General features: G+C 69.8%; 22 protein-coding genes and 6 pseudogenes. 17 read left to right on the top strand and 11 right to left on the bottom strand.

What is annotated here, in order from left to right:
* Nucleotides 1-260 precede the first annotated feature (260 nt).
* From ACIBNE_RS41050 to ACIBNE_RS41015, 8 genes and pseudogenes are all read left to right on the top strand, one after another.
* Nucleotides 261-707 (top strand): annotated as a pseudogene (locus ACIBNE_RS41050) (hydrogenase maturation protease); the annotation flags it as partial.
* Nucleotides 708-734: 27 nt separating this feature from the next.
* A pseudogene (locus tag ACIBNE_RS41045) lies at nt 735-1,190 on the top strand (acetate--CoA ligase family protein); the annotation flags it as partial.
* 12 nt (nt 1,191-1,202) lie between these two features.
* Nucleotides 1,203-1,931: a CBS domain-containing protein gene (locus tag ACIBNE_RS41040; protein WP_399281187.1), complete on the top strand. Its 729-nt coding sequence runs from the start codon at nt 1,203-1,205 to the stop codon at nt 1,929-1,931.
* Nucleotides 1,932-1,947: 16 nt separating this feature from the next.
* Nucleotides 1,948-2,490, top strand: coding sequence for a flavodoxin domain-containing protein (locus ACIBNE_RS41035; protein WP_399281185.1), 543 nt, complete (start codon nt 1,948-1,950; stop codon nt 2,488-2,490).
* Nucleotides 2,469-3,032 (top strand): hypothetical protein, encoded by a 564-nt coding sequence (locus tag ACIBNE_RS41030; protein ID WP_399281183.1) that lies wholly within the window; start codon nt 2,469-2,471, stop codon nt 3,030-3,032. Before ACIBNE_RS41035 ends, ACIBNE_RS41030 begins: the two co-directional genes overlap by 22 nt.
* A 110-nt stretch (nt 3,033-3,142) precedes the next feature.
* A pseudogene (locus tag ACIBNE_RS41025) lies at nt 3,143-3,328 on the top strand (4Fe-4S ferredoxin); the annotation flags it as partial.
* 89 nt (nt 3,329-3,417) lie between these two features.
* Entirely contained in the window at nt 3,418-3,858 is a 441-nt protein-coding gene (locus ACIBNE_RS41020; protein ID WP_399281191.1) for a Crp/Fnr family transcriptional regulator, read from the top strand.
* Nucleotides 3,859-3,998: 140 nt separating this feature from the next.
* Nucleotides 3,999-4,370: pseudogene (locus ACIBNE_RS41015) on the top strand (transposase); the annotation flags it as partial.
* 72 nt (nt 4,371-4,442) lie between these two features.
* Here ACIBNE_RS41015 and ACIBNE_RS41010 read toward each other — a convergent pair.
* Nucleotides 4,443-4,928, bottom strand: a complete 486-nt coding sequence (locus tag ACIBNE_RS41010) for a hypothetical protein (RefSeq protein ID WP_399281181.1) — start codon at nt 4,926-4,928, stop codon at nt 4,443-4,445.
* 627 nt (nt 4,929-5,555) lie between these two features.
* Here ACIBNE_RS41010 and ACIBNE_RS41005 point away from each other — a divergent pair.
* The 6 genes and pseudogenes from ACIBNE_RS41005 (at nt 5,556) to pflA (ending at nt 11,450) form a co-directional block, all read left to right on the top strand.
* Nucleotides 5,556-5,690 carry a LuxR C-terminal-related transcriptional regulator gene (locus tag ACIBNE_RS41005; protein ID WP_399281189.1) on the top strand — a complete coding sequence of 45 codons (135 nt, stop codon included), beginning with the start codon at nt 5,556-5,558 and terminating at the stop codon, nt 5,688-5,690.
* A gap of 291 nt (nt 5,691-5,981) precedes the next feature.
* Nucleotides 5,982-7,124 carry a serine hydrolase domain-containing protein gene (locus ACIBNE_RS41000; protein WP_399281179.1) on the top strand — a complete coding sequence of 381 codons (1,143 nt, stop codon included), beginning with the start codon at nt 5,982-5,984 and terminating at the stop codon, nt 7,122-7,124.
* Nucleotides 7,125-7,167: 43 nt separating this feature from the next.
* Nucleotides 7,168-7,457, top strand: a pseudogene (locus tag ACIBNE_RS40995) (phosphoketolase); the annotation flags it as partial.
* A 153-nt stretch (nt 7,458-7,610) separates the two neighbouring features.
* The gene (locus ACIBNE_RS40990) at nt 7,611-8,228 is read left to right on the top strand and encodes a hypothetical protein (protein WP_399281177.1); all 618 of its coding nucleotides are present in this window, start codon (nt 7,611-7,613) and stop codon (nt 8,226-8,228) included.
* A gap of 217 nt (nt 8,229-8,445) precedes the next feature.
* Nucleotides 8,446-10,707, top strand: a complete 2,262-nt coding sequence (gene pflB, locus ACIBNE_RS40985; RefSeq protein ID WP_399281175.1) for a formate C-acetyltransferase — start codon at nt 8,446-8,448, stop codon at nt 10,705-10,707.
* A complete protein-coding gene (gene pflA, locus ACIBNE_RS40980; RefSeq protein WP_399281173.1) occupies nt 10,704-11,450 on the top strand; it encodes a pyruvate formate-lyase-activating protein in 747 nt (248 codons plus the stop codon). Before pflB ends, pflA begins: the two co-directional genes overlap by 4 nt.
* Before the next feature lie 97 nt (nt 11,451-11,547).
* Here pflA and ACIBNE_RS40975 read toward each other — a convergent pair whose 3' ends face one another.
* From ACIBNE_RS40975 to ACIBNE_RS40955, 5 genes are all read right to left on the bottom strand, one after another.
* Entirely contained in the window at nt 11,548-11,928 is a 381-nt protein-coding gene (locus ACIBNE_RS40975) for a hypothetical protein (protein WP_399281171.1), read from the bottom strand.
* Nucleotides 11,925-12,590 (bottom strand): DUF4389 domain-containing protein, encoded by a 666-nt coding sequence (locus ACIBNE_RS40970; RefSeq protein WP_399281169.1) that lies wholly within the window; start codon nt 12,588-12,590, stop codon nt 11,925-11,927. Before ACIBNE_RS40970 ends, ACIBNE_RS40975 begins: the two co-directional genes overlap by 4 nt.
* A 245-nt stretch (nt 12,591-12,835) precedes the next feature.
* On the bottom strand, nt 12,836-13,027 hold the full coding sequence (locus ACIBNE_RS40965; protein WP_399281167.1) for an alcohol dehydrogenase: 192 nt from the start codon (nt 13,025-13,027) through the stop codon (nt 12,836-12,838).
* Nucleotides 13,028-13,149: 122 nt separating this feature from the next.
* Nucleotides 13,150-13,302 (bottom strand): hypothetical protein, encoded by a 153-nt coding sequence (locus ACIBNE_RS40960; RefSeq protein WP_399281165.1) that lies wholly within the window; start codon nt 13,300-13,302, stop codon nt 13,150-13,152.
* The gene (locus ACIBNE_RS40955; protein ID WP_399281163.1) at nt 13,299-13,454 is read right to left on the bottom strand and encodes a hypothetical protein; all 156 of its coding nucleotides are present in this window, start codon (nt 13,452-13,454) and stop codon (nt 13,299-13,301) included. The genes ACIBNE_RS40960 and ACIBNE_RS40955 overlap by 4 nt, the downstream gene beginning before the upstream one ends.
* 342 nt (nt 13,455-13,796) lie before the next feature.
* Between ACIBNE_RS40955 and ACIBNE_RS40950 the strand changes: the two genes are divergently transcribed.
* Nucleotides 13,797-14,432, top strand: coding sequence for a TetR/AcrR family transcriptional regulator (locus tag ACIBNE_RS40950; protein WP_399281161.1), 636 nt, complete (start codon nt 13,797-13,799; stop codon nt 14,430-14,432).
* On the opposite strand, the gene ACIBNE_RS40945 is transcribed toward ACIBNE_RS40950, so the two are convergent.
* Nucleotides 14,418-15,140, bottom strand: a complete 723-nt coding sequence (locus ACIBNE_RS40945; RefSeq protein WP_399281159.1) for a tyrosine-protein phosphatase — start codon at nt 15,138-15,140, stop codon at nt 14,418-14,420. The genes ACIBNE_RS40950 and ACIBNE_RS40945 overlap by 15 nt on opposite strands.
* Nucleotides 15,137-16,450, bottom strand: a complete 1,314-nt coding sequence (locus ACIBNE_RS40940) for an MFS transporter (RefSeq protein WP_399281157.1) — start codon at nt 16,448-16,450, stop codon at nt 15,137-15,139. The genes ACIBNE_RS40945 and ACIBNE_RS40940 overlap by 4 nt, the downstream gene beginning before the upstream one ends.
* A gap of 175 nt (nt 16,451-16,625) precedes the next feature.
* On the opposite strand from ACIBNE_RS40940, the gene ACIBNE_RS40935 reads away from it, so the two are divergent.
* Nucleotides 16,626-18,437, top strand: coding sequence for a glycoside hydrolase family 3 protein (locus tag ACIBNE_RS40935; protein ID WP_399281155.1), 1,812 nt, complete (start codon nt 16,626-16,628; stop codon nt 18,435-18,437).
* A 224-nt stretch (nt 18,438-18,661) separates the two neighbouring features.
* Here the strand turns inward: ACIBNE_RS40935 and ACIBNE_RS40930 are convergent, their stop codons facing one another.
* The gene (locus tag ACIBNE_RS40930; RefSeq protein WP_399281153.1) at nt 18,662-19,117 is read right to left on the bottom strand and encodes an ASCH domain-containing protein; all 456 of its coding nucleotides are present in this window, start codon (nt 19,115-19,117) and stop codon (nt 18,662-18,664) included.
* A gap of 253 nt (nt 19,118-19,370) precedes the next feature.
* Nucleotides 19,371-19,982, bottom strand: a complete 612-nt coding sequence (locus ACIBNE_RS40925) for a CGNR zinc finger domain-containing protein (protein WP_399281151.1) — start codon at nt 19,980-19,982, stop codon at nt 19,371-19,373.
* Between the two features lie 103 nt (nt 19,983-20,085).
* On the opposite strand from ACIBNE_RS40925, the gene ACIBNE_RS40920 reads away from it, so the two are divergent.
* On the top strand, nt 20,086-20,934 hold the full coding sequence (locus tag ACIBNE_RS40920) for an SDR family NAD(P)-dependent oxidoreductase (RefSeq protein WP_399281150.1): 849 nt from the start codon (nt 20,086-20,088) through the stop codon (nt 20,932-20,934).
* A 382-nt stretch (nt 20,935-21,316) separates the two neighbouring features.
* Here the strand turns inward: ACIBNE_RS40920 and ACIBNE_RS40915 are convergent.
* Nucleotides 21,317-21,476: pseudogene (locus ACIBNE_RS40915) on the bottom strand (IS5/IS1182 family transposase); the annotation flags it as partial.
* Between the last annotated feature and the right edge of the window lie 470 nt (nt 21,477-21,946).

Genomic DNA, 21,946 nt, shown 5'->3' with positions numbered 1-21,946 from the left:
CCGCTTCGTCCGCCGCCCAGTCCACGGCCTTGAGGCTCGGGTCCGAGCCGTCGACGCCGACGATCAGCGGAAGATCCATCACACACGTCCTTCCCGTCGTTGTTCGCCGTCGGCGAGGCTGCCAGCACCGGACGGCGGCCGTCAGGGGAGAACCGGCCCCGTCGAGGGGGCCGTTCGGCCCCTGCCGTGCGCGGCGCGCCGCAGCGAAGGTGGCGGCACGGACGGAGCGGGGAGGCGAACGGAGCGGGGAGGCGGACGGCATGGGCGGCGGGATCGCGGTCATCGGCGTCGGCAACGAGTTCCGGCGTGACGACGGGGTGGGCTGGGCGGTCGTGGGGCGGCTGCGGGAGCGGGCCGAGCAGCACCCGCTGCCGCCACGGACTGCGCCGTGCGTGTGCGACGGCGACCCCGTGCGCCTCATCGGCGCCTGGGAGGACGCGGACCTGGCAGTCGTCGTGGACGCGGCGCATGCCCACCCCGCGCGGCCCGGCCTGGTGCACCGGCTGGAACTGGACGCCCGGGAGCTGACGGGCCGCCCCGCCGTCAGTTCGTACGGCCTCGTCCTGGGCGAAGCCATCGAACTGGTGTGCGTCTTGGGGAGGTTGCTGTCGAGCCTGGTCGTGTACGCGGTCGAGGGCGCCGACACCTCGCTCGGCTCCGGGCTCTCCGACGTGGTCGCGGCGGTGGTAGCGCCGCTGTCCGAGGACGTAGAGGCGGAGATCGCCCGCCACCGCGCCTATCGCGATCTGGAGACCCGTTTCTCCGGGCTGTTCACCGGGGTCGTCGTCCAGCCGCTGGCCGCACGCGGCACCGAACTGTTCACCGGCGTCGTTCAGGACGACGTGTTCGGCCCGCTGGTGCTCTTCGGGTTCGGTGGGACGGCGACCGAGGTGCTGGCGGACCACGCGGCCAGGCTCGCCCCGCTCACCGACCACGACGTGCACGGCCTGATCACAACCCCGCGCTGTGCGCCGCTGCTCTTCGGGCTGAACGGCACGGGGGCGGTCGACCTGGAGGGCCTGGAGCAGTTGCTGCACGGCCTGTCCCTGATGGCGACCGGTCTGCCGCAGCTGGCCGAGGCGGACCTGAACCCGGTGATCGCCCGGCCGGGCGGCATCACTCCCGTGGACGTCCGCATCCGGCTGACACCCCGCCACCCGAAGGACCCCTACCTGCGACGACTGCGCTGAGGAGGCACAGCCATGAAGCACGGCAAGGTCGGAACTGTCATGACGGACGACGTCGTACGGGCCGTCTACGCAACCCCGTTCAAGGAAGTCGCCCGGCTCCTCGCGGACCACCGGATCAGCGGACTGCCGGTCGTGGACGCCGACGAGAAGGTCATCGGGGTGATCTCCGAGACGGACCTGATGATGCGCCAGGCCGAGGCGGACGAGCCCGGCCGGCCCCCGCGCCGCCGCCGACCGCTGCTCGGACGCGGAGCACGGTCCATGAGGGCCAAGGCACGGGCCCGTACCGCAGGACAGCTCATGTCCCGCCCGGCGGTCACCGTCCATGCCGAGGACACGATCGTCCAGGCCGCCCGCACCATGGCCGCGCGCCGCGTGGAACGGCTGCCCGTCGTCGACGCCGAGGACCGCCTCGTCGGCATCGTCACCCGGCGCGACCTGCTCCAGGTGTTCCTGCGCCCCGACGACGCGATCCGCCGCACGGTGGTCCAGGAGGTTCTGGTCGACACCCTGTGGCTGGCGCCGCAGACGATCGACGTCCACGTCGAAGAAGGTGTGGTGACGCTGTCGGGGCAGTTGGAGCGGCGCAGCGAGATTCCCGTCGCCGTCCACATGACACAGCAGGTCGACGGGGTCGTCGCGGTCACCGACAAGCTCACCTTCCGGCTCGACGACTCCCGTCTACAGCCGGACGAGCAGGCCCTGCGGGGCATCGCCGACGAGTGGATACGCAAGCTGTGAGAGGAGCGGGCACATCATGAACGACCGAATGCCCGTTGCCCACCGGGTGCTCGTGGCCTACGGCTCGAAGAACGGCTCGACAGCCGAGATCGCCCAAGCCGTCGCCGAGACCCTCAACGAGGAGGGCGTCACCGCGACGGCACGCCCCGCCGCGCTGGTTGGCGACCTCGACGGGTACGACGCGGTGGTGATCGGCGGCGCCCTCTACACGGGCCGCTGGCACCGCGAGGCCCGGCGCTTCCTGCGCCGCCACCGCAGTGCCTTGTCACGGCTCCCGGTGTGGCTGTTCAGCAGCGGTCCGCTCGACGCGTCGGCAACCGCCCGCGACATCCCGGCCGTACGGGGAGTGCTCCGCACCGCCGCGCACCTCGGTGCCCGCGGACACGTCACCTTCGGCGGGCGGCTCGAACAGGGTGCCGAAGGCCGCGTCGCCCACATGATCCTCAAATCCGGCAAGGGCGGCGACTTCCGGGACTTCCCGCAGATCGCCGCCTGGGCACGGAACATAGCCCGGGAACTGGAACAGGGGGAGCCGCCGTGCGCACCGCGCGGCAGCTGACGTGGCGGTGGCGGCGCAACCCGCTGCGGCGCACCGGTGACCTCGTCGAGGCATGGACCGTGCTGGCACTCGGGGTCGTTCTGGTCCTGGGTGCCCCGGCGGCGGCCTTCGCCGCGGGCCGGGCAGCGTACGAGTCCGTCAGCGCCGAGGCCCGTGCGCAGCACTCGGAGCGGCATCGGGTACGGGCCGTGCTCGCCCAGGACGTCCCCGTCCGGGCGCTCGGCAGCCGCAAGGCCGCGGTCCGCTGGACCGATCCGTCCGGACAGCGGCGCCAGGCGACCGTCACCGTGTCGGGGGACTCCCGCGGCGACACCGTGGACGTCTGGCTGGATCGGAAGGGACAGGCCGTCGAGGCGCCGCTCGACGACGGCGACGTGTGGCTGTATGCCTTCGCCGCGGGATGCGGCGGGGCCGTCGGAGCTGCCCTCCTCGCTGTGTGCGCCCGCCTGTGCGTCGGGCACGTCATCATGCGGCACCGCATGGCCGCATGGGAGCGGGCGTGGCAGCGGACGGGCCCCGAGTGGGGGCGTCGCCGGGCGTGACGGCCGGTCGGCCCCGGGGGAGGGCCGACCGGCCCCTGCCGGGCCATCGGGTGCGGCGGGAGGCTGACCGTGACGGGATCTTCGCGGGAAATCTCACGAAGGAGGCACGGATGAGCGCCACCACAGCCGCGGCAGTCCTCGACCGGGCCGGGCTCGACGCTCTCGTTGCGGCTCTGGCGGCAGACGGTTTCACCGTCGTGGGTCCGACGGTCAGGGACGGTGCGATCGTCCTGGCCGAGCTGGCGTCCGCCGCCGAGCTCCCCTACGGCTGGGGCACGGAGTTGAGGAGGCCACGGCCCTCCACGCGGAGACACGGCGGACCAGCGAGGGGGAGGGGCCATCTGAATGAGGGGGTACGGCCGTGAGCACCGACCTGCAGAGCCGTATGACGGTCGCCCTGTCCCGGGAGCACCGCGATCTGCTGATGAGGACCGCCCGTGAGGTCAACATCGCCCAGGGGACGCGGCTGTTCGACGAGGGCCGCGCGGCACACCGCTTCTGGATCGTCAGGACCGGCACGGTCACCCTCGACATGCACGTGCCGGGTCGGCGCCCGCCCGTCATCGAGTCGCTCGGCAGTGGCGAACTCGTCGGCTGGTCCTGGCTGTTCGCGCCCTATCAGTGGCAGCTCGGTGCGGAGGCGATGACACCGGTGCGGGCGTACGAGTTCGACGCCACCGTGGTCCGGCTGATGTGCCGGGAGGACCCCGAGCTGGGCCGGGAGGTGGGCCTGTGGGTCGGCCGGGTCCTGGCCCACCGTCTGCAGGCGGCCCGCACCAGGCTGCTCGACCTGTACGCGCCCTACGGCGGCGGGCCGGCGCGATGAGTCCCCCGCCGGTGCCCTACCGGATCGTCCGCCGCTGGTGGGAGACCCCGGACACCAACACCCTGCGCCTGGAGCCGGTCGACCGCGAACTGCCCCCGTTCTCCCCGGGCCAGTTCGCCATGGTGCACTGCTTCAGCCGCGGCGAGACCACTCCGAGGCTGCGGGAAGCCGAGGCGGCGGACCGCTGGACCTGGCTGATCGTCACTGCCTGCACCCAGCTCTGCCTCGCCCACTGCCTGACCACAGACCTGCGACGGCCCTGGGAGAAGCCGGCCGAACCGAACAAGCTCACCCCGGCACGAGTCCGACGCGGGCTCCGGCAACTGCACGCCCGAACGTTAACGCCGGCCGCAGTGCCGAAACCCACCCGCCCCGGCCCCGGACGCCCGCCCGGCTCCAAGAACCGCCGCCCCGCGAACCGCTACGACGTGGGCCTGCTCTTGGCCACCGGCGAGCCATACCACCGATCTGCCCACCACAAGGTCGGCACCAAAGCTCGGCGAGCTGGATAAATCACAAGCCGAGAGCCTGTGCCGGATCCTTGCATGACAAGGTCGCCCAGTGCCCTGCTGCGGCGCAGCGATTTACTGGGAGGGCTGTTCCAGCAGCCCGCTGTCCTCGATGAAGCCCTCGCCGCCGTACAGCGACTCGTACTCCACGATGATCTGCAAACGGCGCGCCAGACGGTTCACGTCGCCGGGCCGCACACCGATCAGGAAGGTGACCTCGCCCGCGGCAAGAACTCCGCCGTCAAGGAAGATCGCCCCCCTGAGTCTGATCCCGGAGCGGTCCTGCAGCACTTTCGCGCACGCGTCACTCCAGGGAGGCAGCTCCTGCCCGTCGAGGATCAGTCTCGTCGAAACGATGAACGCAGGGCCGAGCCCCCCATTGGCCATCCTGATGCCCGAGACCAAGTCTTTGTCCTTTGAGATCCAGCGCCCTACCCGGACGAGAGGCCGCACCGATCGCCGGTTGTGGTCGCGGGTGACGTATCCCTGCCACACGGCGGCAGCGAGCGAGGCAACTGCGACGACGACGGCGCAGATCGCGGTGATCGTGTCGGCGTTCATCCCGCTCCCGGCTTCGGTAATCCCGGCTGCTGCCCTCGTAGGCACCATGAATTCAGCCCGGACGCTGCTGTGTTTGTGTGGCGGCCACGCCGGCTGTCTCTCGGTGAGACGGCGACGGCCGCATGCGCGAAGTTGACGCTGGCTGTGCGTCTGCTCCGCGCGGGCAGCTCTCTGAGCGAGGGGCCCGGGATGGCATGCGAGAGGCACCCAGGCCAGAGTCGCTCGGAAGGCAGGACCTGTGTCGTCTGTCGTGGGGAGGGTACGCGCGGCCGGGCGAAGCCGAACAGGGGCCGACCGGCCCGATCTTATGGCGCCGAGGTCTGTGTCCCGTCAACGGCATTGCTCGCATCCAGGTTTGTGGGCTCGGGGCTTCGTGGTGTGGGTGCATCCGAATCGGGCGGCTTGTGGCAGCACGTAGCCGTGGGTGATGTCGCGGCGCTCGGCGGGACGGGGAGGCGGCCGTGGCGCCCCGGCTGATCGCCACCTATGTCACCGCACCCCGGCGCCCACTGCCGCTGTCGCCGGTGCAGGCGCCCTGCATCAGCGAGTTGACGCCCCGCGAGATCGAGGTGTGGCACTTGCTGGCCACCGGCCTCGACAAAGCCGAGATCGCGCTGGCGATGGGGCATCAGCGGTTCCACGGTCAAAAATCACATCACCAGTGTCTTCGCCAAGCTGAGTGTCCGCGATCGCGCCCAGGCGGTGATCGCGGCATACGAGTCCGGCCTGGTTGAGGCCCGGTCGGCGGACTCGGCGGGCTGACCCCGGCTGTGCTGGTCGGCAGAGAGGGCCGCGATCTCCCCGCCAGAGCCGTACTCCTGGCCGCCGGCGGCTTCCTGCACCGGCCGGGACAGGACCGGCAGCACGCGGAAACGGTCACCTGCTCGGGGGATGGACCGGGAGTCCGCTCCCAGAAGGGCCGGAAGCCGTGGGAGTCCGCTCCCAGGAAAGCTGAGGGTCAGGCCAGGGCGATCCCCGATGGGCAGCGTCGGCTGTTCCGGGCAGAGTTGACCTTGCCGCGAGGCCCGTCAACGCTGTTCTGGAGGAACCCCGATGCGTAAACAACTCGCCCTGGCCGCCCTCGCCCTGGCCACCGCTGTCACCACCGGTACGGCGGCACCCGCGAACGCCATCCGGCCGGACCCTGTGCGACAGGGGCTGGAGACACTGGTGCACTCGGACCGCGCACCCGGTGCGCAGGCAAGCGTGCTGGACGGCGAGGGAGACTTCCGCACCTATACCGCGGGCGTAGGAGACCGGGACACCCGCGCGAAGATGCCCCGGGACGGCCAGGTGCGGATCGGCAGCATCACCAAGACCTTCACCGCGGTGGTCGTGCTCCAACTGGTCGGCGAAGGCAGGGTCGGCCTCGACGACCCCGTCGAGAAGCACCTGCCGAACCTCCTGCGAGGCGAGGAGATCGACGGCAACGACATCACGGTGCGTCAGCTTCTGCAACACACCAGTGGCCTGCCCGACTACGAGAACGACGTCACCGATGACATCCTGGAGCGCCGCTACCTCTCCCCGCGCGATGCCCTCGACATCGCCCTGCGGCACGAAGCTGTCTTCAAGCCGGGCGAGAAGTGGCAGTACAGCAACACGAACTACCTGGTCGCCGGGCTGATGGTGGAAAAAGTCACCGGGCGGCCCCTCGCCGAACAGCTCGACAAGCGCATCATCAAGCGCATCGAGCTGCGCCACACCTACTTTCCCGCCCCCGGCGAGACAGCCGTCCGCGACCGCCACCCCCAGGGCTACCGCCAGGAGACCACGGAATCACCCGTTCTCAACGTCACCGAGATCGACCCCTCCGCGTCCTGGGCGGCAGGCGCGATGGTCTCCACCAACTCCGACCTCAACCGTTTCTACTCCGCGCTGCTCAAGGGGCACGGCAACCCGCTCCTCAAGGAAGTCCAGCGCAAACAGATGCGCACCACCGTCCCCGTGGAGGAAGGCAACTCCCGCTACGGCATGGGACTGGGAATCATGCGGGTGCAACTGTCGGAGAAGTGCGTTGTCTGGGGCCACAGCGGTGGCATCCCCGGCTACGGGACCTGGGCCGCGGCCACCGACGACGGCCGCGCCGCCAGCGCCACGATGACCCTCGAACCGAAGACTCGGGAAGCCGTGGGACACCTTGAGGAGACCGTGACGGCCGCCCTGTGCCGACGCCGAACCCAGACGTCCGACTGACAGGAGCGTTCACTCAGCCGTCGCCCGCTTCCTTCGGACGCGGTTCCGCGGTTACCCGTGGCTGATCCACCGCATGGCGTACTGGCGCATTGGTCACAGGAACCTGTACGCGCGCGGCTACGAGGAGATCGGCACCATGACCACGCCGTTCGACATGGTCGTCGGCAACGACATGGACCGCTACCAGTTGGTCATGGACGTCAGCGACCGCGTCCCCGGCCCCGCGGGGCGGCCGTAGGCCAGCGAATGGAGGGCGCACGCCTGCGCCACCAGGACTGGAGCCGCGCATACGGCACCGGCCTCGCGGAAGTCGCCGCCTGGACCTGGAACGGGCGACCCACGCCGAAGGGCCCCGGACGATGGGACGTTCGGACCGTCGTCCGGGCCGTGCAGCCCCTCCGGTGCCCGTCGCGGAAGCGGCACATTGAAAGCGCAACGAGAGACGACGACACCTCAGGCGCAGCTCCATCGGAGGGGATGAGCATCATGGCAGTTCACGATCACCCGCACCGTCGCACGGGATTCCGCTTCCCGTCCCTGCACAGGACCGGGACGGCACCGGCGGCGACCGGTACGGCAGCGGCGACCGCGACGAGTGCGTACGTCGTCGCCGGACTGCGCCTACTGACCGGGTTCGTCTTCCTGTGGGCGTTCCTCGACAAGACCTTCGGTTTCGGCTACGCCACTGGCTCCGGCAAGGGCTGGATCGACGGCGGCTCGCCCACCAAGGGCTTCCTCAGCTCGGTCGCCGTCGGCCCGATGGAGTCCACCTTCCACGACTGGGCCGGGGCCGCCTGGGCCAACTGGCTGTTCATGCTGGGCCTGCTCGGCATCGGCCTGGCGCTCACCGCGGGCGTCGCTCTACGACTCGCCGCAGTGGCCGGTACGGCGATGATGGCGCTGATGTGGATCGCGGAGTGGCCGCCGGCCAAGCACCTGTCCGATGGGTCGGCGAGCATGTCGACCAACCCGTTCGCCGACTATCACCTGATCTACGCCGCCGTCCTCATCGCCCTCGCCGCCGTGGGAGCCGGCGTCACCTGGGGTCTGGGCAAGGCGTGGGCACGTCTGCCCTTCGTCAGCCGGAACCCCTGGCTGCTCTGAAAGCCGCGGGCACGTCGGATCGGGATGCCCCGATCCGACGTGTTCCCGCCTGCTCGGTGACCGCGACCTGGCCCGACCGGGCCGAGCGGCCCGGCAAGCGAGGGGCGGATGGCGCGCCCCGGTGCGCTGACAGACCCTCCTCGCAGACGTCGCGGGCGACGAGCATCGAAGTGCAGACAGTTCACGCGCAGAACGCAGAGTGAGGGAGAGACCGGTGATGACCGAAACGATGGCAGCTGGGCCCCGGGCGACGACCGAGGCATGGAGGGGCTTCACCGGCACGCGCTGGCGGGGCCACGTCGACGTGCGGGACTTTATCCAGGCCAACTTCACTCCGTATGAAGGCGATTCCGCATTCCTGGCCGGGCCGACGGAGCGCACGCTCGCCGTCTGGAGTAAGGTCGCTCGCCTGTTCCCCGAGGAACGGCGCAGGGGCGTCCTCGACGTCGACCCGGGCACCCCGTCCACGATCACCTCGCACCGGCCTGGCTTCATCGACCGCGGCCGTGAACTGATCGTCGGCCTGCAGACCGACGCCCCGCTGCGGCGGGCGATAATGCCCAACGGCGGCCTGCGGATGGTGGAGAACGGGCTGAAGGCGTACGGCTACCGGGCCGACCCCTTCGTCACCCGCGTCTTCAGCACCTACCGCAAGACCCACAATGCGGGCGTCTTCGACGCCTACACCCCCGAAATGCGGGCCGCCCGCAAGGCGGGGATCATCACCGGGCTGCCGGACGCCTACGGCCGCGGCCGCATCATCGGGGACTACCGGCGCGTCGCCCTGTACGGCACCGACCGGCTCATCGAGGCCAAGCGCGCCGAGCGCGCCCTGCTGGACGCCAGGCCGTCCACCGCTGACGTCGTCCGCGACCGCGAGGAACTCGCGGAGCAGATACGGGCGCTGGGCGAGATGGCCGAGATGGCGGCCTCGTACGGCTGCGACGTCACCCGTCCCGCCGTCACCGCACACGAGGCCGTCCAATGGCTCTACCTCGGCTTCCTGGCCGCGGTGAAGGAGCAGAACGGCGCCGCGATGTCTCTGGGTCGCACCTCCACCTTCCTTGACGTCTACCTCCAGCGGGACCTCGACGAAGGGACGATTGACGAGGTGCGCGCCCAGGAGCTGATCGACGACTTCGTGATCAAGCTGCGCATCGTGCGCTTCCTGCGCACCCCCGAATACGATGCCTTGTTCTCCGGCGACCCCACCTGGGTGACGGAGTCCATCGGCGGTATCGGCACCGACGGCCGCCCGCTGGTCACCCGCACCTCGTTCCGCTTCCTGCAGACGCTCTACAACCTCGGCCCCGCCCCCGAGCCCAACCTGACTGTCCTGTGGTCGCCGCGGCTGCCCGAGGGCTTCAAGCGGTTCTGTGCCCAGGTCTCCATCGACACCAGCGCGATCCAGTACGAGTCGGACGACCTGATGCGGCCGCGCACCGGCGACGACACGGCGATCGCCTGCTGCGTGTCCGCGATGGCGGTGGGCAAGCAGATGCAGTTCTTCGGCGCGCGGGTGAACCTGGCCAAGGCGCTGCTGTACGCGGTCAACGGCGGCCGGGACGAGATGACCGGCGAGCAGGTCGCCCCCGAGGCGCCGGTGCTGACCCGCGAGTACCTTGACTACGAGCAGCTGCGGGCGGCATACGACCACGTGCTCGACTGGCTCGCGGCCACGTACGTCAACACGCTCAACGTCATCCACTTCATGCACGACAAGTATGCATACGAGCGCATCGAGATGGCCCTGCACGACCACCCGGTGCACCGGTTCATGGCGTGCGGCATCGCCGGCCTGTCGGTGGCCGTGGACAGCCTGTCCGCCGTCAAGCACGCGCGCGTGAAGGTCGTTCGGGACGCGACCGGCCTCGCGGTCGACTTCCGGACCGAGGGGGAGTTCCCGGCGTACGGCAACAACGACGACCGTGCCGACAGCATTGCCGTCGACCTGGTCGAGTCGTTCATGGCCAAGGTGCGCAAGCATCCGGCCTACCGGGACGCCGAGCACACACAGTCCGTGCTGACGATCACCTCGAACGTCGTCTACGGAAAGCACACCGGCAACACCCCCGACGGCCGGCGCGCGGGCGCCCCGTTCGCGCCCGGCGCCAACCCGATGAACGGCCGCGACCGGCACGGTGTGGCGGCCTCGGCCCTCTCGGTGGCCAAACTGCCGTACGAGCAGGCCCGGGACGGCATCTCGCTGACCACGACGATCACGCCCGAGGGGCTGGGACACGATCCGGCCGAGCGAGCGGGGCATCTGGTCGGCATCCTGGATGCCTACACGGCCTCCGGCGGGTTCCACATGAACGTCAACGTCCTGGACCAAGCGATGCTCGAAGACGCCATGGAACACCCGGAGAAGTACCCGGAGCTGACGGTCCGAGTCTCGGGCTATGCCGTCAACTTCGTCCGCCTGACCCGCGAGCAGCAGCTCGACGTGATCAGCCGCACCTTCCACGGATCGCTGTGACCACCACCGTCGAGCCGGTGACGGGCCGGATCCACTCCTGGGACCTGTCCACGGGAGTGGACGGTCCCGGGACCCGGTTCGTGCTGTTCCTCAGCGGCTGCCCGCTGCGCTGCCTGTACTGCGCCAACCCCGACACCTGGCACATGCGTGACGGCAAGCCGACCACCGTCGACGAAGTGATGGCCGGTATCGAGAAGCACCTGCCCTTCATCACCACCGCCGGCGGGGGAGTGACCCTCACCGGCGGAGAAGCCCTGCTGCAGCCCGTGTTCACGGCCGGGATCTTCCGCCGCTGCAAGGAGCTGGGACTGCACACGGCCCTCGACACCTCCGGCTTCCTCGGCGCCCGTGCGACCGACGGGCTGCTCGCCGACACCGACCTGGTCCTGCTGGACATCAAGTCCTTCGACGAACGCACCTACCGGAAGCTGACCGGGGGAGACCTCGCCCCGACCCTCCGCTTCGCCACCCGACTGGACCGTCTCGCCGTCCCGGTATGGATCCGCTACGTCCTCGTGCCTGGCTGGACCGACGACCCTGCGGCCATCGACGGGCTCGGAGCGTTCCTCGCCGGGCTGGGCAACGTCGACCGGGTGGACGTCCTGCCCTTCCACAAGCTCGGCTCCCACAAGTACGACGCCCTGGGCATCCCCTTCCCCCTGCGTGATGCACCCGGGCCGGATCCGGACCTGACGGAGCGGGTGCGCGAGCAGTTCCGGGAGCACGGCCTGCGGGCGCTGTGAACGTCCGGCACATCACGGCTGAGCGGGACACACACGCCACAAGAGCCCGGCCGGATGGCTCTGGCCGGGCTCTTCGGGCGCTGGGTCCTGGTCGACCTCAGTAGACGGACGCGGGCCAAGTGCTGGCCACAGCCACGATGACGCCCACGTCCAGCAGCACACCGAAGCTCAGCCACGGGTCGAACCACACCGCCTTGAGGACAAGCCCGAAGGCGGCGCCGACGAGTGCTGCCGTGGTCCACCAGCCGCTGCTCGCGAGCACCCCGGCGCCGGCGATGACGTAGACGACGGCTGCGTACCAGGCCAGCGCAAGGGCCACGGCACGGGCAGGGGAGGGCGAGACGTGAGCGGCGGCCAGGGCCCACGAGTGCCCGGGGTCGAACGGTGACGGCTTGTCGGGCCGCTGCGGCACCGTCCACACGGCCACGTGCAGCAGCCCGTGCGCGATCAGAAACGCCGCCACCAGAACGGCGGTCATGACAGCACCTCCGGTTCGTTCGGTTCCACGCCCCCCATGTCGAGCCGGAACGGCGGATACGTATCGGTCATCAAGGCGGCGTAAGCAGCGACCCGAAGCACCCACCGGTTGAGTCCAAGGACCAGGTCGAACAGTCCTTTCGGATACCTCTCGGTGAAGGTCAGGACCACGGCGGCGATCGCGACCAGCACGGTCACGAGACCGCCGTGCCACCAGCCGAGATGCCAGCCGCCGAGGAAGAACCCGACGACCAGGTAGTGCGGGAGGGCGAGCAGCCACCACTTCACCAGCACCAGCCCCCGGGAAAGCCGGGCGGGATGGGCGACGTCCAGCCGCGCCGGATAGTCGGGCTCCTCACCCAGGCTGAACGGCGGATACCGGTCGGTTCCCAGGACGCCGTACGAGTAGTAGGCGACCCGCCAACTCCAACGGAGCACACCCAGATTGAAGCCGAACAGCGTGCGCGGGTAGAGCCCGGTGAACAGGATACTGAAGAACGCGATCACGCTCACCACGGTGAAGGCGATCCAGAGGAAGAACAGCACCACGTAGTGCGGAATGAGCAGGATCCACTTCACCAGCCACAGCCACCGGGACAGCGGCGCGTCCAGCACCGCGCTCACCCGGACCGGACGGTCAGGTGTTCCAGCCAGGGATGTCATGTCGATCAACTCCTTCGGCCCAGAGAGCGCCGGCCACCGAACCGGCCCATGGCCAGCATCGCCACCGATCGACCCCCGTGAGGAGGGCCGACCGGGGCACCCTGGAGGCCATCGGTCCCGGCAGCGCCTCCCACCGGCATGCGGATGAGCACGCGCGGGGCCCCTGACGCCGGAGCAACCCCCGGATCAGGCCCAATCCGGGAGCCGCTTCCAACGACGCGACCCAGTGCCGTCCGCCGCTGGGTCTACCCGCGGGATACGGCGGCCTGGCCGTAGTGGGCGACTCGCATGAGCTGCTGCATGTCGTCGACCATCGGTACCCGCGGGTTCACCGGCACGCACTGGCCCTCGTAAGTATTGAGGGCCTGCTGGGGCAGGGTGTCGAGGAACACGCGCATGTCGACGCCGAGGGACCGGAACGACGGCCCGGTGCCCACGGGCCTTGCGCAGCCGCTCCACGGCCGACGTGAGGTATTCCACGCCCTCCAGCAGGGTGGCGGCGGGCAGGCCGACTGCGCGGGGTACACCGGCCACGGCGAGTGCAGCGGATGCGATCCAGCTATCGAAGGCGCGCGTGATGCCAGCACAGGGCCGCCAGGCCGCGGATCTGGGCAGCGGGCAGCTCGGGAGACGTGTTGAAGTCGAAACCCTCCGGGGTGACCTGCTGCTCGAACTTCGCCTTTCGCGGGCGGCGTTCGAAGGCGACGCTCACGCGTCGACCGACGCTACGGCCTCCTCGCCGTCCCGCGGCTGAAAAATCGCTGCGGGCTCCAGCGGCCCGTAGACGTCGGCGCCCACGGCGTAGGCGTGGATCCGCTCGTCGCGGAGACGCGTGATGACCTTCGGCGGCGGCTCGGGAACCATCCGCTGAGGCTAACGCCCAGCTCAGGAACCTCAAGAGCCGGGGCGGTGCGGGCCCGAGTCGGGTAGGCGCAGGCCAGCTGCAACGTTCAAGGGCCAGCGAGAACGCCAAGTCTCAACAACACGGCGTTACGGAAGGAAGATCCGTCAAGTACTGCGCTCGTCCGCCAAGTGAAAAATCTCGGCCGCGGTGTCCACCAGCCCCGCACCAGGCTGTGCGAGCAGATCCATGTGCCGGATGAGCTGGCGCACTGACAAGAGGGGCCAAAGGGTGTCCGGTGGGGCGATGTCTGCTGACCTGTGCCTGTGTGCTGTGGGGAAGGGCCTTCTACTACTATTCGGGGCATGCCAACCCCGAAGGACGCGAGTGCCGTGGTCGATGACAAGCGGATCATGAGGGGAGACACCCGGCGCAGTGCGATTCTGGCTTCCGCGACGCGCGAGTTCGGGCGCAAGGGGTACGACAGGGCGCGGATCGCGGACATCGCCCGCGACGCCGGTGTGACGGACGCGGGCGTGCTGCACCACTTTCCGCGGAAGCTCGATCTCTTCAACGCTGTCGTCGAGTTGCGCGAGGACACCTACCGAGCGCTGTACTTCGCCGATTTCGCAAGCGTACGTGACCTCCTTGACGCTCTGGTCGCCGCTGTGCGGCGAGCGAGCGAGGACCCGGATCTGGTGCGGTTTCGCCGGATGCTGACCGGAGCGGCCAGCGTGGAGGGGCACCCGGTCGAGGGCCGTCACCGGGAGAATCTCGAACGGGCCCTGGAGGTGTTCGTCCCCGTCGTGCGGCGAGGCGTCGAGTCGGGTGAACTCCTCGCGCACATCGGGCCCGAGCAGATCGTGCTGGAGATGCTGGCCCTGAACGAGGGCATCCGTGACCAGTGGGTGACCCTCCCTGAACGTATCGACTACGTCGGTGTGTTCACGGCCGCAGTGGACGGCCTGTACGAACGCATCTCCGGCTCAGCGGGCCGGTAGCAGCCGCCGGGTCAGCTTCTCAAACGCGTGGTCGTCGAGACCGTGTGCCCTCAGGTAGGCGACGGTGCCTCCGTAACGGGCATCGAGGTGATCGAGGGTCTCCGCCATGACGTGACCGGGGCTGCGGGTGATCAGGTCCGTCATCCGCGGCGTCACCTCGACTCCCATGGCGCGTACGGACGCCACTATCCCGTCGGCCCACGCACCGCTCAGCCGGGTCTCGCTCAGCGCGTAGTCGGCGATGATCGCTTCGCGGTCGGCTCCCACCGCGTCGAGGAGGAGGGCCACGGCGATACCGGTCCGGTCCTTGCCCGCCGTGCAGTGCACCAGCACCGCTCCGTCGGCCTGGTCGGCGACCAGCTGGGCGACCCGGGCGAAGGTGTCACCGGCTGACCCGAGAAGCCCTCGGTAGAGCTCGCTCAGCGTTGGGATGTCCGAGAGGGCCGGGGCGTCGCCGTCCAGCAGCGGTAGACGGACGGTGACGGGGTGCACCGCCGCCGGTGCGGCAACCGCCTCGCGCTCCGAGCGGAGGTCGATCACCAGGGAGACGGCGCCACGCAGCGCGGCCCGTCCGGCCGTGTCGAGCGAGGCCGGGCTCGCCGAGCGGCACAGTACACCCGGTCGGACCGTGGCGGTGGCTGTCTCCAGCCCGCCGAGGTCGCGGTAGTTGGTCAGGGCGTCGCGCAGGTCGTTACGAAGGTCGTTCATGGGGTGGCTTCCTTGGTGTGCGTAAGGGCAATGGGGGCGGGCGAGCGGCGCAGGACCGGGTAGAGGCCCGGCAGCACGGCGAGGGAGGCGACCACCGCGACCGCGGCCGTCAGATAGAGCGAGGTGTAGTTCTGCGGGTGGCCCGAGACGGGGTCGGGGCCGCCGAGTGCCAGGGCGAAGGGGGCGACCGCCGGTGCCACCGACTGGGGGATCGTCTTGGCGAGGTTGAAGATGCCGAGGTACTTGCCCTCTTCGCCGGCCGGTAGCGTACGAAGGACGAGCGCGAGGTCGATCGAGTAGTAAACGCCCAGGGCGAAGCTGGCGATGGCCGTACTGGCCCAGAAGACCACCAGCTCGCCGCTGAACGCTTTGAGGAGCAGGGACACCGCCATCCCCGCGGCGGCGGCCACGATGAACGGACCGTAGTTCCCTCTGCGCGCGGCGAGGCGGCCGCATATGAACGCGGCAACGACGTTGAGGAGCGCCGCGACGAGGGTGGCGAGGGAGGTGAGCGAGACGGCGTGCGACTGCGCCAGGCCCAGCCGCTCCATCAGGTAGAAGAGGCCGTAGGTCCCCACGATCGTGTATCCGAACTGCATCGCACAGCGCTGGATCCACGCCAGGGAGAACGCGGGCACCTTCAGCGGGTTGAACAGGAACGCGCGGAAGATGCCGCCGCGTCCGTGCGAGGGGGCCGGAAGGTCCCGTACGGGCGGATCGGGGACGACCGTGCAGAGGACTCCGACCAGTGCGAGCGACAGGAGTGGCATCGTCAGTACGACCACCGGCAGGTTGTCGGTGAACAGCGCGGCGACCAGCATCGCCGGCACGATGCCGAGGAAGCCGAACGCTCCGAACACCCCTGAGGCCTGTGCTCGTTGCTCCTCGGGAATCTGGTCGGCGAGCATGGCGGTCAGTGAGGCCAGGGCGGCGTTGTAGCCGAGTTGCCCAAGGGCCCACGCCGCGGCGAGCCAGCCGGGCGAGGAGGCCGCCAGCATCAGTAGGGCGCTCGCGGCGCCCAGGGCGGTGCCGCCGGCGATCCACGGGCGTCGCCGCCCGAAGCGGGAGCGGGTGCGGTCCGAGAGGTGCCCCCACAGTGGATTCGCGATCAGTGCGGTCACCGCGCCCGCCGTGGTCACCAGAGCGAGCGAACTCTCCTTGGTCTCCGGCGCGATCTGCAGGACTTTGAGGGAGAGCGAGAAGGCAAGTGCGGTGGCGATGGGCCCGAGCGCGGCGAGTTCTATCAGCGCGAGCAGATAGATGCGCGACGTGGGGACACGTGTCGGCGGGTCGGCAGAGCGGGGTGTCACGGCGGGTTCCTCAGATCGGTGCGCAGACGGTGTAGGGGGGCTGGAGTGCTTCCGCGGCGAGCGTAGAAGCACGTCAGGGATGCGGGGGTGAATACTTAGTGGCCACTAGGTAATACTTAGTGAAGACTAGGTATGTGCTCTGGGAGCGGGCCCCGCCGCGTCCTAGCGTGAACACATGCACCAGATCCACAGCACCTCAGAAACCGCACCTGCACCCGCACCTGCACCCGTCAACCGGGTCGACCGGCTCGTCTCCGAGATGACCGTGCCCGAGAAAGCCGGAGCGCTCCTCGCCGCGCGAGTGACGATGAACCCCGACGGCTCCCTGTGGGAAGGCACGGAGAGCGAGTCTCCGTTCGGCTTCGCTCCGACGACCGAACTCCTCCTGGAGCGCCACATCGGGCACCTGGGACTGATGAACACCCCGAGCGTGGCGGCCCTGGCGCGGTGGGGCCAGGAGATCCGGGCCACCGCCGCCCGCACCCGGCTCGGCATTCCGGTCACCGTGGGTGCGGACCCGACGCACGGTCGCGCCCGCAATGCGCAGGTCAGCCAGAGCGGCGCCGGATTCAGCACGATGACCGAGCCGATCGGCCTCGCCGCCACGTGGGACACCGGCCTCGTCGAGGAGGCCGCCCGCACGATGGCCCGTGAACTGCGCGCGAGCGGCATTCACATCGCGGTCCATCCGATGGCCGACCTCGCCACCGAACCGCGCTGGGCCCGGGTGGCGGGAACATTCGGAGAGGACCCCGCGCACGCGTCCTCGATGGTCCGCGCCTTCGTCCGAGGGCTGCAGAGCGGCGGCGCCCACGAACGCGTCCTGGCTACGGCCAAGCACTTCCCCGGCGGCGGCCCCCAACAGGGCGGCGAAGACGCCCACTTCGCGCGCGGCGCGCACACGACGTATCCCGGCGGCCGCTTCGAAGACCACCTCCTGCCGTTCGCCGCCGCGATCGACGAGGGCGTCGCGATGGTCATGCCCGGCTACGCCGCACCACTCGGTCTGGACCTCGACGAAGTGGGCTTCGCCTTCCAGCCCGGCCTCATCACCGACCTGCTGCGCCACCGGCTCGGCTTCGACGGCGTGGTCGTCACCGACTTCAACATCGTCACCGGAATGCGCCTGCCGCGCCTGGGGATCGAACTCCCGGTACGGGCCTGGGGGTTGCTCGAACTGCCCCCGGTCGAAAGAGTCGCCCGGCTCTTCGACGCCGGTGTCGACCAGCTCGGCGGGGAGGACGACCCCACGCTCATCCTCCAGGCCCTCGACCGCGGCCTCGTCACCGAGCAGCGTCTCGACCTCTCCGTCGCACGGGTACTGCGCGACAAGGAGCGTCTGGGGCTCCTCGACGACCCGTCGGCCGGAGCGGCCGAACCCTCGGCCGTGCACCAGGAAGTCGCCACCCGCGAGAGCCTCGCGGTCGCGCGCCGGGTACAGGCCGCGTCCGTGGTCGCCCTCGCCGGGCGCCCTGTCCATCTCGATCAGGACGTACGCGTCTACGCCGAAGGCATCGACCCTGAAGTCCTTGCCCGGTACGCCCGCCAGGTCAACTGGATCGAAGAAGCCGACCTGGCCGTCCTGCGCCTGGCCGCGCCCTTCGACGCGCAACCCGCAGGATCACTCGAAGCGGCCTTCCACTCCGGAAGCCTGGAGTTCCCGGCCGAGACCGTCCACAGGATCACGGCCATTGCCGCAGCCGTCCCCACCGTCCTCGACGTCTTCCTCGAACGCGCCGCAGTGCTCACCCCCTTCGCGAACCTCCCCGGGGTGACACTGGTCGGCACCTTCGGAGTCGACGACGAGGTCCTGCTGGACGCCGTATCCGGACGGACTTCCACCAGCGGACGGCTGCCCTTCGACCTGCCCCGCTCGGACCGGGCTGTCGCCGAGGCGCGAGAGGACACCCCCTTCGACACCCTCGACCCGGTCTTCCGGTTCGGTCACGGCCTGCGATGGACCGCCCAGCACCCCGAGACGTCGTAACAAGCTCCTGCACGGTGCGGACGGGCACCGGGCACGCCGACGGGGCGGGTGCGCCCCGCCGTTCGCCGGAGGGGCGCGGTGCGGTTCTGCCAGGGTGAGGGACGAATACCACGGGCATGTGGGAGGACGTCTTGGGTCTGGCCGGCCACGCGGCACAGCTCCCGCCCGCATCCTGTCGTCACCGCCGCCGCAGGTCCGATCACGGCCGCGCTGGTCGCGCTTGGTCAGTCGGCGGTGCGCAGGTCGGCGATGAGGCGGAAGCGTTCCAGAACCGTCAACGTCGTGTCGTCCACGGTGAATTCGGGGTCATCCAACGCGGCGCGCATCTCCTCGCTGTGCCAGAACCGCTCGTGGCCCGCCCGCCACTCGGCCACGCTGGTGTCGCCCTCTCCCTCGTCCACCACGTGAGCGAGATCCACCTGTGCGAGCGGGACGACACGCACGCCGGTGATCTCGATGACCGCGACTGGACGCTCGTCCGAGTCGATGACCACCGAACGGCTCCCGACTTCCGGCAGGGGCTCCTTCTCATGCTCGTAGTCGACGACCAGTCCTGTCGTGGAGGTCTTGGAACCATCGAGGATCGCCGCGACGAGTTGGTCGCGGAGCGGGCCGGGGAAGGCGAACTCGACCCTGGGCAACGATGCGAGGTCCGCGGGCGGGGTGGCGTCAGTCGTCATGCGGTCACGATACTGCCCATGTCGCGCGGGCCGGGTGGCACTGCGACGCAACACCTGGCCCTGTTCTACGACATGAACCGCACCGCGATCACCCGCGCCGTTCACGAGGTCCGTCATCCGCTTGCCGCACGGGGCAAGGACGCCTGGCGCTTCTCGTGCTCGGCGAGTACCCGACGGCTGCTGGCCTGGCCAGGGCTGGGGCCCTTGCGCCTGCCGGTGGGGATGATCCGTCCTTTCCCGCCGGCAGGACGGCTCACGCCTCGGACGGCGCGGCACCGCCATGGCGCTGCCGCTGGCGGTGTTTGCGCATGGACACCTGAGAGCCGCAGCCGGTACTGCAGTACAGCCCTCCTCCGTTGCGGGTGCGGTCGAGGAAACCGAAATGGCACGGAGGGTTCCGGCACGCCTTGATGCGCCCCCAGTCGCCGCTCTGCGCGAACGTCGTCACCGCAGCCAGTACGGTTCCGAACACGCGCGGCACCCCCGTCTGCGGCGAGGTCAGCTCCACACCGCCGGCCGTGACCGCCGGCGCCAGCGGGTAGAGCGAACCCACACGTCGCAGGTGCCGCTCGGCACGCAGCAGCGGCTCGCCCAGGCTTTCCTCATCACCCGAGTGCGCGAGCAGCACCGTCACCAGGGCATCGCGCAGCTCGCGCGCGACCGCGGCGTCAGCGTCGGTCGCCACGGCTTCGCCATCGAACTCGTCGCGCTCAGCCAGCCACGCCGCGAACGACTCCCCGTCCCCGAACAACTCCCGGCGACCCGTCCCGTCCGCGCGCGTGTTCACGAACCCGAGAACGGTCTCCACCGTCGGCGAGACGGTGCGCGGGCCGGGTTTGGGGGATCCGGCTACTGCGTCGATCATCCCTCCACACTACATCAGCGTGATCTGCGCTAATCCGGCTAGTGAGCAACCTTCCTCTCGAACAGGATTGACTCGTTGCGAGCTAACGGCTTACGGTCGCAACATGAAGAGATCGTCCAACCACCAGACCCGCCACCGCACCTGGCTGATCACCGGCGCGACGTCCGGCATCGGCCGCGAACTGACGCTCCAGGCACTGGAGAACGGCGACACCGTCTCGGCCCTCGCCCGCGACACCTCGCCCCTGGACGAACTGGCACAGGCGCACGACGAGCGCCTGCTGCTCGTCCAGGCGGACGTACGAGACGAGCAAGCCGTCCGGGACGCGGTGGAAGGCACGCACGCGCGGTTCGGCCGCATCGACGTCGTGGCCAACAACGCGGGATACGGACTGTTCGGCGCCGTCGAGGAGGCGTCCGACACGCAGGTCCGTGCCGTGTTCGACACCAATGTCTTCGGAGTGCTCAACGTGCTCCGCGCAACGCTGCCGGTGCTCCGCGCCCAGTGCTCCGGGCACATCCTCCAGGGCTCGTCGGTCTACGGGCAGTCCGCCCATCCCGGCGTGGGCCTGCTGGCCGCCACCAAGTACGCGGTCGAGGGGCTCTCGGACGCGCTCGCGGCCGAGGTCGCACCGCTCGGCATCAAGGTCACGATCGTCCAGCCCGGGATGACCGCGACCCCCTTCCTCACCAACCTCGACGTCGCAGCCGGCCTGGACGACTACGACCAGACCGTCCGCGAGGTCCAGAAGGGCATCGGAGAGCTGCCGGCATCCGCGTTCTCCGCCGCGGCGCGGATCGCCGCAGGCATCCGGACCGCCGTCGACAGCCCCAACCCTCCGCTGCGCCTGGCCCTCGGCGCCTCCAGCGCGACGACCATGCGCCCCGCTCTGGAAGGCCGGATCGCAGACCTGGACAGCTGGCAGCGTGTGACCGACGCCGTCGACGGGTAGCAAGTCTCGAATCCCGCTGGGAGCAACGTCACGGCGGAGTCGGCTGTGATCATGTGCGCCTCGCGCAAGCACTGAAGGCTTGTTTGCAGGCCTCAGTGCTGATCAAGAGCTCGGGGGTAGCACTCCGTCATGGAGAGCGAGGGCCGGGGCTGGGACAACGAGTTCGACTTCGACGAGGACGACGACGGGTTGCCGGTCCTGATCGGCCGCGGGTGCGGGAGATCACGGACTGTCCGAGTCGGAGGTTACGGCGGGCGTCGAGCGCTTGCGTAACCACTTCGGCGACGCCGTGCCGGACCGGAGGCTGCCGGAGCGATCAGGCGGCCTGGGTGATGTCCTTCGCGGGTGGGGCGCCTGCGGGCGGGCCCGCAGGCCAGGCGGCGGTTCACGAGGGTGATCGCGGCCCAGGTGATGAGGGTGTCGGAGTGCTGGACCAGGCGCTCGTGGTCCCGGGCGGGACGGCGTGCGTGCATGATCCAGGCGAGCGAGCGTCCGATGGCCCAGCGGGGCGGGAGGATGACGAAGCCGGAGGTGTCCTGGGGCGGCTGACACACCGAGCCTCGTCCCCGTGCTGGCGGCACTCCGCGGCGCACAGACACTGTCCCTGGGCGGAGCACGGGAACGGGCCGCGGAACTCGCCGCAAAGGCTCTCATCGGCACACGCGTCGAGATGGAGATCCTGGCAGTTCGCCTCCGCAGATGAGCGATTGCGGTCAGCGTCGAACCAGCGGTGTAACCTCGCCTGCCGCCGACTCAACACCAGCATGGAGAACCCACCAGCGCATTCCGAACAAGCCGAGTACCGCCCGCCGCCCGGCGGTGAGCTTGTCGGCACGCCGCCACGCGTTGCCAACGAACGTCCCCAGCCTCACCAACACACCGTCAGCCGCCAACTCTTCCACGTGTTTCCTGGGCACCTGGCTTTATTCACGGGTTGTGAAGCCGGTTGTTCATGGGTTTGGAAGGCACCCAGATCCACGGTCGGGTGATGTTCACGAGTTTCGAAGTCACC

Origin of the sequence: Streptomyces sp. NPDC050504, assembly GCF_044458065.1 — a bacterium.
In the GTDB taxonomy this organism is placed as follows: domain Bacteria; phylum Actinomycetota; class Actinomycetes; order Streptomycetales; family Streptomycetaceae; genus Streptomyces.
Note: the sequence above shows the minus strand (reverse complement) of the source record. Positions and strands in the feature narration are given on the sequence as shown.